Origin of the sequence: Burkholderia sp. Ac-20353 (genome assembly GCF_017104785.1) — a bacterium.
GTDB lineage: Bacteria > Pseudomonadota > Gammaproteobacteria > Burkholderiales > Burkholderiaceae > Burkholderia.
This window is the reverse complement of the sequence record NZ_JAAGPL010000249.1, coordinates 1-11,362: the sequence shown is the minus strand read 5'-3', so window position 1 is coordinate 11,362 and position 11,362 is coordinate 1. Positions and strand designations below refer to the sequence as shown.

The window sequence follows — 11,362 nt, the reverse complement described above, 5'->3', positions numbered from 1 at the left end:
CACGCCGCACCGGCCGCGCCGGCCTGCAAGCGAAGCGCAGCCGCTGGCTGCCGCGTCGCGGGACGACAACCGTGCGACGTCCCCCGCGAAAGCGGCGGACGCCGGCACCGCTCATTAACGGAGATAGGCATGCAATTCGACAAGCGCGCCTGGCTCGACAAGATCAAGCAGATGTTCGCGGGCTTCGACCGCCCGCTCGCCCTCATCGTGTTCCTGCTGATGTGCGTCGGCATCGTCACGCTGTACAGCGCGAGCATCGACATGCCGGGCCGGGTCGAGGACCAGTTGCGCAACATCCTGCTGACGTTCGTGCTGATGTGGGTGATCGCCAACATCCCGCCAACGACGCTGATGCGCTTCGCGGTCCCGCTCTATACGTTCGGCGTCACGCTATTGGTCGCGGTCGCGCTGTTCGGGATGACCAAGAAGGGCGCGAAGCGCTGGCTGAACGTCGGCGTCGTGATCCAGCCGTCCGAGATCCTGAAGATCGCGACCCCGCTGATGCTGGCGTGGTACTACCAGCGCCGCGAAGGCGGCGTGCGCTGGTACGACTTCGTCGCCGCGTTCGGCATCCTGCTGGTGCCGGTCGGGCTGATCGCGAAGCAGCCGGACCTCGGCACCGGCCTGCTGGTGTTCGCAGCGGGCTTCTTCGTGATCTATCTCGCGGGCCTGTCGTTCAAGCTGATCGTGCCGGTGCTGGTTGCGGGCGTGATCGCGGTCGGCTCGATCGCGGTGTTCGAGGAACGGATCTGCCAGCCGGAAGTGCAGTGGCCGCTGATGCACGACTACCAGAAGCACCGCGTCTGCACGCTGCTCGACCCGACGTCCGACCCGCTCGGCAAGGGCTTCCACACGATCCAGGCGGTGATCGCGATCGGCTCGGGCGGCGCGCTCGGCAAGGGCTACCTGAAGGGCACGCAGGCGCACCTTGAATTCATTCCGGAAAAGCACACCGACTTCATCTTCGCGGTGTTCTCCGAGGAATGGGGTCTTGCCGGCGGCCTCGTGCTGCTCACGCTGTACATGGCGCTGATCGCGCGCGGGCTGTACATCGCCGCGCAGGGCGCGACGCTGTTCGGCCGGCTGCTCGCCGGGTCGCTTACGCTCGCGTTCTTCGTCTATGCGTTCGTCAACATCGGGATGGTGAGCGGCGTGCTGCCGGTCGTCGGCGTGCCGCTGCCGTTCATGAGCTACGGCGGCACCGCGCTCACGACGCTCGGCATCGCGATCGGGATGATCATGAGCGTCGGCCGGCAGCGGCGGCTGATGAAGAGCTGATCCTCACCGAAAATCAACAAAGCGGCGCCTCGTGCGCCGTTTTGTCATGCTGCTTCGTCACTGTTGCGGCGCAGCGCGTTGACTGCCTTCCGGCGCCGCCCCGGCGCCTGCGCCGCTCGCCGGGCCCTGCGCCTTCACGCGTTCGCTGAGTTCCTTGAACTTGAGTCCCGCCGTCTCGTCGCCCTGCGCGGCCGCGGCCGCGTAATACGCGCGCGCGATGTTCAGGTTCTGCTCGACGCCGTCGCCACCACGTTCGTAGAACGATGCGGTCACGTACTGCGCGGTCGGCTCGCCCGCATCCGCGGCCTGCTTGTACCAGACGAACGCCTGGCGGTTGTCGCGCGGCGTCCCGCGTCCGTCGAGGAACTGGTTCGCGAGCGACAGTTCGGCCTGCACGTGGCCCTGCCGCGCCGCCTTCAGGAACCAGCGATGCGCTTCGGCGGGGTTGCGCGCGACGAACTCGCCGTCGTCGAGCATCCGGCCGTACACGTACTGCGCATGCGACATGTTCGCGTCCGCTGCGCGGCGCAGCCAGCGCAAGCCCTCGTCGACGTTCACCGTGACGCCCTCGCCCGTCAGCAGCATCATCGCGTAATTGAATTCGGCCAGACGGTCGCCACGCTCGGCCGCGTCGTGGAACTGCACGAGCGCGGCCCGGAAGTTGCCCGCGTTGTAGTCGGCGATCGCGGACTGCGTCTCGCGCGCCGGATCCGGTTTCGCGCGGGGACCCTGCGTGCCCTGCACACCCGGCGTGCTCGGCATACCCTGCGCGCTCTGCGTACCCGGTGTGCTCTGCGTGCTCTGCGCACCTGCCGTGCAGCAGGCGGCCCACAGGCCGAGTGCCGCCGTGCCTGCGCGCAGCGCGCGTATGTGCGTGCGCGCCCCGCCACACGCACCGTCGATGCCGTTCATGACCTGACCTCCTGCAACGCCTGCCGCGTCGCGCGCAGCAGCCAGCTCACGTCGGCGGACAGCGAGATCATCCGGTAGCCGGCCTCGCGATACTGCCGCGCACTCGCCGTGTCCGCCGCGAAAATGCCGACCGCGACGCCCGCCTGCCGGCCCGCTGCAAGCACGCGCGCCATCGCGGATTCGACATCCGGATGCCGGATGTCGCCGAGATGGCCGAGGCTCGCCGCCAGATCGGCCGGGCCGATGAACAGGCAGTCGATGCCTGGCGTCGTGGCGATCCGCTCCACGTCGTCCACGCCGCGTGCCGATTCGATCTGCACGATCACCGCGACCTGCGCGTTCGCGGTCTGCAGGTAATCGCGCCGCATCCCGAACGCCGCCGCCCGCACCATCCCCGCGACGCCGCGCAGCCCGTCCGGCGATTCCGGCGACGGATAGCGCGTGAGCCGCACCGCGTGCGCCGCGTCGTCGACGGTCTCGATGCTCGGGAACATCAGCGTGCGCGCGCCCGCATCGAGCGCGCGCTTCACGAGCCACGGCTCGCGCGCCGGCACGCGCACGACCGGTTCGCTCGGCAGGTGCGCCGCGGCGAGTGCCCGCAGTTGCGACGCGACGTCGTGACTGTCGTTCGGCGCGTGCTCCATGTCGATGCAGAGCCAGTCGTAGCCGGCATGCGCGAGCGCTTCGGCGGCGGCGTCACTCGCGAGCGTCAGCCACAGGCCGTACAGCGGGCCTTCGCCGTCGTGCAGGCGTTGTTTGAGGGAATTGGTGAGCGTGCTCATCGAAACGGCCTCCTGGACGGAACGGCAATCGAAAGGGACAAGCAACAGGCGGGGCGCGACGCGCCGGGCGGCGCCGGGCAGTCGGCATACGGCGGCGATGCCGTACCGGGCCGTCGAACGTCAGTCGGCCGTGGGCGGCCGATCTGACAGCGCGACCCGCGCGACCCGCGCACGGGCGCGTTTTGCGAAGCCACGCAACGATCATAGCGCGGCGTCACGCGGAATGTGGGAACGGATGGGTGGCCGGGTCAGAACGGATTACGGCCGCGGTACGCTGTGGGGGGCCGGCGCGGAATACGGTTGCAACGCGCTGTGGCAGGCCGGCACGGACTACGGCTGCATCACGCCGCGGCAGGCCGGTACAGCGGCCGGCGGCTGCCGGGACGCTGAAGTCAGCGGCCGGGCTCGCGCTCGACGTCGGCCCAGCAATTCGGGGTTTCGTACAGGCGCACGCGCTCGAGGCGCAGGTTGATCCCGTAGTGCGCGTCGTAGACGTTCGCGAGCAGGTCGAACGCGATCGCCGCGAGGTTCTCGACGGTCGGAATCCGGTCGATCACGACGGTCTTGTGGTCGGCCATCTGCTCGAGGAACGAGCGCACGACCTCGTCGCGCGCGTAGACGAGAAACGCGTGATCCCACTTGCTGACGAGGTGCTCCATCGCGAGCGCCTTCACGTCGGCGAAATCCATCACCATGCCGCGGTCGGGCGCCCCCTCGGTATCGACGAGATCGCCGCGCAGCGTGATTTCGAGCACGTAGCGATGGCCGTGCAGGTTCCTGCACTGGCTGCGGTGATCGGGGATGCGGTGGCCCGCGTCGAATTCGAGTTTTCGGGTAATCAGCACGATGTCAAAAGCCGTGGCTCAGGGAATGTTCAGATATTTGTGGGTCTGCATCGACAGCCGCCACTGCGGATGGCGCTTGCACCAGTCGATCGCGAGCTTCGTGTTGAGATCGCGCGACGGGCCGTCCATCGGCTGGACGAGGTAATAGTCGAAGTCGAGCTTCGCGTAGTCGGCAAGCCGTTGGTTGTCCTGCGGGATCACGACCTTCAGCTCGTTGCCCTTCGTGACCACGAGCGGCGCGTCGGCCTTCGGGCTCACGCAGATCCAGTCGATCGACTCGAGCACCGGCAGCGAACCGTTGGTCTCGATCGCGATCTCGAAGCCTTGCGCGTGCAGCGCGTCGACGAGCGGCTGGTCGAGCTGCAGCATCGGCTCGCCGCCCGTGCAGACGACGAAGCGGTGCGCCTCGCCATCCGGCCACAGGCTCGCGACCTGCGCGGCGAGTGCTTCGGCGTCCTTGAACTTGCCGCCGTTCTCGCCGTCGGTGCCGACGAAATCGGTATCGCAAAAGCGGCACACGGCCTCGTCGCGGTCTTCTTCGCGGCCCGACCACAGATTGCAGCCGGCGAACCGGCAGAACACGGCCGGCCGGCCCGCGTTCGCGCCCTCGCCCTGCAACGTGTAGAAAATTTCCTTGACCGCGTAAGTCATCGTTCCTGGTCCGGCTCGCGCCGTGCGTTGTCGATCAGTTCATCCATTGTGCGCCGCCGGCACGCACGCGTCACAGCGGCGCTTCGGTCACCCGCTCGCCCTTCAGGTAGGCCTCGTAGCCGCGCTTGCGCAGCTTGCAGGCCGGGCATTCGCCGCAGCCGAAACCCCAGTCGTGCAGCTCGGCGCGCTCGCCGACGTAGCATGTATGCGTCTCGACGCGGATCAGCTCGACGAGCGCCGGGCCGCCGAGCTGATCGGCGAGTTGCCAGGTCTGCGCCTTGTCGAGCCACATCAGCGGCGTCTCGAGCACGATGCGCGTGTCCATCCCGAGATTCAGCGCGACCTGCAGCGCCTTCATCGTGTCGTCGCGGCAGTCCGGATAGCCGGAGAAGTCGGTCTCGCACATCCCGCCGACCAGCACGCGCAGCCCGCGGCGGTAAGCGATCGCCGCGGCGATCGTCATGAACAGCAGGTTGCGGCCCGGCACGAACGTGTTCGGCAGCCCGTTCGCCGACGTCTCGATCTCGATCGCGCGCGTCATCGCCGTATCGCTGATCGAGCCGAGCACCGACAGGTCGATCATGTGATCGTCGCCGAGCCGGTCCGCCCACGCGGGGAACTGGCGCTTCAGCGCTTCGCGCACGTCTTCGCGGCACTCGAGCTCGACGCGATGACGCTGGCCGTAGTCGAAGCCGAGCGTCTCGACCGTCTGGTAGCGTTCGAGCGCCCAGGCCACGCACGTGGTCGAGTCCTGCCCGCCGGAAAACAACACGAGCGCGCCGTCTTTAGCGTCTGTCCGAATCACCGTGATACTCCGTGAATGTGTAGGCTCGCGTCGCGCTGCGCGCTGGCGACCAGCTGTCGCCTGGCGACCCGACGCGGCCGGCTGCGCCGGCTCGACCAGTATAGGCGGGGCCGCTCGCGTCGAAGACGGCGGGACGCTTATACTGCGCATCGCGCGGCATCGGCGCCAGGCACCGTGACGGGAATTCGGCGCGCGCCGCCATGAAACGGCTAACTCGTTGAACGGCAAAGGATATTATCACGCGATCCGAAATGCCGCCGCGCACACTACACCCGACACAAGCGAAAAACCCCAAGAATCTGACGATCCTTGGGGTTGATCCTGCCAACCCGCAACTCTACCACATTCAGCGGGCCGGAGCCGGCTGACCCGCTCTGGCTTCGGCCTCGGCCCAGTCCCACGGCTCGACCAGCGCGTTCGACTCGATCCCCCAGTACGGCACCTGCTCATACCGCCACGAGCGCGGAACCGGATCGCGATAATCGGCCTCGATTGCGAGGAACCGGTCGATGAAGCCATTCACCGCATCGACCGTGAGATGGCGCACATCGATCGTCGCGTGCAGGCCAATGCCGCACGAATAGTCCCGATGCAAGGTCCACTCCTCGAAAACCGAGATTTCTCCGCAGTCGGCGACCGACTGAAGTTGCGCCTGCACCCATTCGACGCGCGTGTTGCCGTCGAACTCCGGATATCGGACAGGCTCGCGCGGCACAATTTTGCGACACCCCGTTTTCGGATCGATCACCGCATCTGCAAACATCGGCTCGCAGTCGGCCGCCAGTTCATAGGAACGCTCCCATGCACGCTGCTGGACCGCCTCCCGATGCGCGCCAATTGCACACGACAGCGCTACGCGCAATGTCGCAATACGTTTTGACGGGAAACGGGAAGTGCAAGACGCTGGCGTCGAACCCAATGCGCGCCGAATCGGGAAACACTGCGCATGGCTCAAAATGCGCGCCACAAACGAAAACGCCCAACCTGGAAAGGTTGGGCGTCTAATTCTGGTGGCCTGGGACGGAATCGAACCATCGACACGCGGATTTTCAATCCGCTGCTCTACCAACTGAGCTACCGGGCCAACGAAGAAGAGAAAGTATATCCAGCCACCGAGGGTTGCGCAAGTGTTTTCGTGAAAATTTTTACATGCCCCCTTCCGACGGCTTCTTGCCGAGCTCGACACCGAGCTGCTTGAGCTTGCGATACAGGTGCGTGCGCTCGAGGCCCGTCTTCTCGGCGACGCGCGTCATGCTGCCGTTCTCGCGTGCGAGGTGATACTCGAAGTACGCGCGTTCGAACGCGTCGCGCGCCTCGCGCAACGGGATGTCGAACGGAATCGCCGCCGTCTGCCCGGACAGACCGAGCGCCGTGACCACGTCGTCGCCGAGCGTCGGCAGCGCCGCCGCGGACGCGACCGATGCCGACCCCGTGGCCGGCTTCGATGCCGCGTTGACGGACAACGGCGCCGTGCCGCGCGCGAGCCCGTGCTCGACCGCCTTCAGCAGTTTCTGCAACGCGATGGGCTTCTCGAGGAAATCGAGTGCGCCGATCTTCGTCGCTTCGACCGCCGTGTCGATCGTCGCGTGCCCGGACATCATGATCACGGGCATCGTCAACAGACCCTGCGCCGCCCACTCCTTGAGCAACGTCACGCCGTCGGTATCGGGCATCCAGATATCGAGCAGCACGAGATCGGGCGCCTGATCGAGGCGGTACTCACGCGCGGCCTGCGCGTTCTCCGCCGCCTCGACGACATGTCCTTCGTCGCTGAGGATCTCCGAGAGCAATTCCCGGATGCCCATTTCATCATCTACCACCAGGATGGTTGCCATTTACGCTGCCTTTGTCTGCACACTTGCTTTTGTCTTTGCCGGGGCCGGCCGTCCGGGGGCCGTCCCTGCGGGAGCCGCCCCGTCCTGCGCGCCATGCTCGGCGTCCGGCGCATCGCTCGCCAGCTGCAGGAACAGGATCGACACCTGCGCACCCTCGACGGTCTCGCCGTGCATGCGATTGCGCAGATCGATCCGCGCACCGTGCTCGTCGACGATCTTCTTGACCGTGGCCAATCCGAGACCCGTGCCCTTCGCCTTCGTCGTCACGTAAGGCTCGAACGCGCGGGTCAGGATCCGCGCCGGAAAGCCGGGCCCGTTGTCGGACACGGTAAGACGGACCGCGACGCGCGTTTTGCCCTCGGCGTCGGGATCGCCATATTCTACTGTCTTGGTTTCGATCACCACACGCGGTTGCGCGGCTTCCGCGACCGAATCCTGCGCATTCTGCAGCAGGTTGTGGATCACCTGACGCAACTGCGTCGCGTCGCCGCGAATCACCGGCAGCGGCGCAAGCTCGACGACGATCGGGCTCTTGCCTTCGCCGACGCCGTACAGCCCGAGCACCTCGCTCACCAGTTCGTTCAACTGCAGGCTCGCGAGCACCGCGGGCGGTGTGCGCGCATATTCGCGGAAATCGTCGACCATCCGCTTCATCGCCGCGACCTGGTTGACGATCATCGTCGCGCCGCGCTTCAGCACGTCGGCATCGGACGGCGCGAGCTTGTCGGTGAGCTTCATCTGCAGCCGTTCGGCCGACAGCTGGATTGGCGTCAGCGGGTTCTTGATCTCGTGCGCGAGCCGGCGCGCGACTTCGCCCCACGCAACCGAGCGCTGCGCGGAAATCACGTCGGAGATATCGTCGAACACGACGACGTAGCCGGACGTCTGCGCATCGTCCACCTTCCCTTCCGCCTGCCCGTCCACCGTCGACACGAGGCGCGTGCCGCGCACGAGCAGCGTCAGCGGATCGGCTTCGCCCGGCACCTCGACCGCGAACTGCTGCTGCCAGTGGCCGCGATCGCCGCTGCCGCCGTCGGACGCCGCCTCGCGATCGGCGAACGCCTTGCGCACCATCGCGCCGAATTCCGCGACGACGCCGATCTGGTCGAGCGTCGTGCCGATCAGCGAATTGAACGGCTGCCGGAAGATCCGCTCGGCGCCGCGGTTTGCGGTCGTCAGCCGGAACTGGCGGTCGAGCACGAACACGCCCGCGGTCAGGTTCGCTAGGATGCTCTCGAGATACGTCTTCGAATGCTCGAGCGCGACGCGGTTCTTCTCGACCGCGAGCCGCGCCTCGGACAACTGACGCGTCATCGCGTTGAACGACTGCGTGAGGAAGCCGAGCTCGTCGCGCGTCTTGATCTCGCGCTTCGGCGTGTAGTCGCCTTCGGCGACTTCCTTCGTGCCCTGCGCAAGCAGGAACAGCGGCCGCGCGAGCTGCTGGCCGAGCGCGAGCGCGAGCATCATCGCGATGAAGGTCGCGAGGAACAGCGCGAGCGTCAGCGTGCCGATGTACATCTTGCGCAGGCCCGTGCGGCCGAGCGACTTCTCCTGGTATTCGCGATACGCGCGCTGCACGGCGTCCGCGTTATGCGCGAGCGTCGGCGGCACCGGCTGCGTGAGCTGCAGGAAGCGCTCGGCCGGCTGCAGCAGCGACATCGTCGCATCGGGAATCGGCCGCACGACGCGCAAGCGCAGCGCACCCTTCGCGCCGTGCGCATGCGGATCGCCGTCGACCTCGCCTTCGATCGCCGCGTACACGCCGCGTTCGCGCGCCTGGTTCAGCATCAGCGGGGTCGGCAGGTCGTCGGGGATCAGCGCGGCGAAATTGCCGGACGCCTGCGCGACGATGTGCAGGTCGGGGGCCGCGCCCGAACCGCTGCGGCCGGGCTCGACGATCGTCGCGTCCTGCACGCCGAACTGGTCGCGCAGGCGCAGCAGCGTCAGCGTCGTGCCGTTCGTGTTGGTATCGGCGCTCGCGAGCTGGTCGGACATCAGCCGCGCCTTCGTCTGCAGGTCGGACAGCGATGCGTCGAGCATCCCGCGGCCGAGGTTGAGGCCCGCCGTCAGCGCGGTCTCGACGTTCACGTCGAACCACGACTCGATGCTGCGCGACACGAACTGGTACGACACGATGTAGATGATGCCGCCCGGCACCACGCCGACGAGCGCGAAGAACACCGCGAGCTTCGCGAGCAGCCGCGTGCCGAACTTGCCCTTCCTGAGGCGCACGACGATCATCCCGATCAGGCCGAGCACGACGAGCAGGAACACGAGCGCGACGACGATGTTCGTCGCGTACAGCCACGAGTAGTAGCGGTCGAAGAATTCGGTGTTCGCGCTTGCAGCCGCGAGCAGCACGAGCAGCAGCAGCGCGGTAAGCGCGACGGTCGAGACGATCACGCGAACGAGGAGGCTCTTCCCGCTGGCCGCGCGGCGCACTTTATTTAGCACGTTCGGCCACCGTGAAGGTAAAGCGCTTCCAGTCCGACGCGAGCGCCCAGTCGCGGTTGTTGACCGCATCGACCTGGAACGGCTTCGGCATCAGCGCCGTATCGAGCTGCATCCGCACCGAGGCCGTATAGGTCTCGCCCTGGTGCACCTGGTTGCGTTCGATCACGTGCCACGACGTGATGTGCTTGACGACCGCAAGCGCGTCCTTCAGCGTCGCGAAGCCGAGCTGCAGCCCCCCCGTCGACACGCGGTACTCGCGCGTGAGCGGCTGGAACGACAGGCGGATCGTCTGCGACACCGACACCGGCTGCTCGTCGAACCAGTACCAGCGCGCGCGGCTCAGCTCGAAGTCGGTCGTGAAGTAAAGCGGAATGCCCTTGTTGACGGCGTCCTCGAGGTTCGCGTTCAGGTCGAAGTCGAAGCGGGCGTCGAGGCTCCAGCCGCTGCCGTCGGCTTGCAGCGACGCGCGCTGCACGGCGATCGATTCGGCGCGTGCCGGCATCGCGAAGGCCAGGCACAGCGTCAGCGCGACCATCAGCACGGTCGCGAGCCGGAGTGGAAAAAGGCGTGTGATCGTCACCGTTTCTGAAACCGCGCGTAGAAAAATCCGTCGTGATCGGTGGTCGGGTCGAGTGCGCTCGCGGCCGAACCGTCCTGCGCTCCGCCCAGGACGGCGCGCGGCAGCAACTGGCCGGGCGCGTCCAATCGTACCGCATCTTCACAGGCCGCTTCAAACCAGCGCGCCTGCTGCTCGCCTTCTTCCGGGAAGATCGAGCACGTGACGTAAAGCAGTTCGCCGCCCGGCTTCACGAGCGGCCACAGCGCCGACAGGATGCGGCGCTGCTCGGCGACGAGCGCCGGGATGTCGGCTGCGCGGCGCAGCCAGCGGATGTCGGGATGACGGCGGACGATGCCGGATGCCGAGCAAGGCACGTCGGCGAGAATGCGGTCGAACGGCCGGCCGTCGTGCCAGTCGCCGGGCGCGCCCGCATCGCCGACGCGCACGTCCGCGACGAGCGACAGGCGCGCGAGATTCTCGCCGATGCGCGCCGCGCGGGTCGCGTCGCTTTCGAGCGCAACGACCTCCGCGTCGGCGAGCTCGAGTATGTGCCCGGTCTTGCCGCCGGGCGCCGCGCACGCGTCGAGCACGCGCATCCCGTCGGCCGCACCGAGCCACTCGGCGGCGAGCTGCGCACCGGCGTCCTGCACCGACACGACACCGTCGGCAAAGCCCGGGATGCGATCGACCGGCAGCGCCGACGCGAGCCGCACCGCGTGCTTGCCGATCGCGGCCGCGTCGATCCCGTGCGCGCGCAACGTCTCGAGGTACGCGTCGACCGTCGCGCGGCGTGCGTTCACGCGCAACGTGAGCGGGCCGGGACGGTCGCCGGCCGCGAGCATCGCCTGCCAGTCGTCGGACCATGCGGCCTTCACCGCGTCGACCCACCATGTACGGTAGTTCCAGTGCGCGACCGGATCGTCCTGCATCGCCGCGACGAGCGTCGCGCGTTCACGCAGGAAGCGCCGCAACACCGCGTTGACCATCCCCTTTGCGAACATGAATTCGCGGCGCGCGCCGATTGCGGTCACGGCCTGGTCGACGACGGTGAATGCCGGGTACGCGGCCGTGTCGGCATCGTCGAGCAGCAGCGCGATCGCACAGGTAAGCACGCCATGAATATGCGCGGGCGGCGCCTTGCTGACGAGTCGGCCGATCAGCCAGTCGGCGCTGCCGAGGCGCCGCATCGTCCGGTACGCGACATCCTGTGTCGCGCCGCGCGCAAGCGCCTGCGCGCCGGA

General features: G+C 67.4%; 11 protein-coding genes and 1 tRNA gene. 1 reads left to right on the top strand and 11 read right to left on the bottom strand.

The annotated features are described in order from the left end of the window. Nucleotides 1–129 precede the first annotated feature (129 nt). Nucleotides 130–1,278, top strand: coding sequence for a rod shape-determining protein RodA (gene rodA, locus G3N94_RS36545; RefSeq protein WP_205799102.1), 1,149 nt, complete (start codon nt 130–132; stop codon nt 1,276–1,278). Nucleotides 1,279–1,335: 57 nt separating this feature from the next. On the opposite strand, the gene G3N94_RS36540 is transcribed toward rodA, so the two are convergent. The 11 genes from G3N94_RS36540 to rsmB all read right to left on the bottom strand — a co-directional run. Beyond that, the gene (locus G3N94_RS36540; RefSeq protein ID WP_205799101.1) at nt 1,336–2,190 is read right to left on the bottom strand and encodes a tetratricopeptide repeat protein; all 855 of its coding nucleotides are present in this window, start codon (nt 2,188–2,190) and stop codon (nt 1,336–1,338) included. Continuing rightward, nucleotides 2,187–2,972 carry an aldolase/citrate lyase family protein gene (locus tag G3N94_RS36535; protein ID WP_205799100.1) on the bottom strand — a complete coding sequence of 262 codons (786 nt, stop codon included), beginning with the start codon at nt 2,970–2,972 and terminating at the stop codon, nt 2,187–2,189. The genes G3N94_RS36540 and G3N94_RS36535 overlap by 4 nt, the downstream gene beginning before the upstream one ends. A gap of 392 nt (nt 2,973–3,364) precedes the next feature. Beyond that, nucleotides 3,365–3,817: a 6-carboxytetrahydropterin synthase QueD gene (gene queD, locus G3N94_RS36530; RefSeq protein ID WP_205799099.1), complete on the bottom strand. Its 453-nt coding sequence runs from the start codon at nt 3,815–3,817 to the stop codon at nt 3,365–3,367. Nucleotides 3,818–3,835: 18 nt separating this feature from the next. After that, nucleotides 3,836–4,468, bottom strand: a complete 633-nt coding sequence (gene queE / locus G3N94_RS36525; RefSeq protein WP_205799098.1) for a 7-carboxy-7-deazaguanine synthase — start codon at nt 4,466–4,468, stop codon at nt 3,836–3,838. Between the two features lie 70 nt (nt 4,469–4,538). Beyond that, nucleotides 4,539–5,273, bottom strand: a complete 735-nt coding sequence (gene queC, locus G3N94_RS36520) for a 7-cyano-7-deazaguanine synthase QueC (protein ID WP_205799097.1) — start codon at nt 5,271–5,273, stop codon at nt 4,539–4,541. A 346-nt stretch (nt 5,274–5,619) separates the two neighbouring features. Continuing rightward, nucleotides 5,620–6,021, bottom strand: a complete 402-nt coding sequence (locus tag G3N94_RS36515; RefSeq protein ID WP_205799096.1) for a hypothetical protein — start codon at nt 6,019–6,021, stop codon at nt 5,620–5,622. 260 nt (nt 6,022–6,281) lie between these two features. Then, a tRNA-Phe gene (locus tag G3N94_RS36510) sits at nt 6,282–6,357 on the bottom strand. A gap of 61 nt (nt 6,358–6,418) precedes the next feature. Beyond that, nucleotides 6,419–7,108 (bottom strand): response regulator transcription factor EsaR, encoded by a 690-nt coding sequence (gene esaR / locus G3N94_RS36505; RefSeq protein ID WP_205799095.1) that lies wholly within the window; start codon nt 7,106–7,108, stop codon nt 6,419–6,421. Beyond that, nucleotides 7,109–9,562 (bottom strand): sensor histidine kinase EsaS, encoded by a 2,454-nt coding sequence (gene esaS, locus G3N94_RS36500; RefSeq protein ID WP_205799094.1) that lies wholly within the window; start codon nt 9,560–9,562, stop codon nt 7,109–7,111. Continuing rightward, nucleotides 9,552–10,142 (bottom strand): DUF4390 domain-containing protein, encoded by a 591-nt coding sequence (locus tag G3N94_RS36495; RefSeq protein ID WP_205799093.1) that lies wholly within the window; start codon nt 10,140–10,142, stop codon nt 9,552–9,554. Before G3N94_RS36495 ends, esaS begins: the two co-directional genes overlap by 11 nt. Beyond that, on the bottom strand, nt 10,139–11,362 hold a 1,224-nt coding region (rsmB, locus tag G3N94_RS36490; RefSeq protein ID WP_205799092.1), incomplete at its 5' end, for a 16S rRNA (cytosine(967)-C(5))-methyltransferase RsmB. The genes rsmB and G3N94_RS36495, both read right to left, overlap by 4 nt.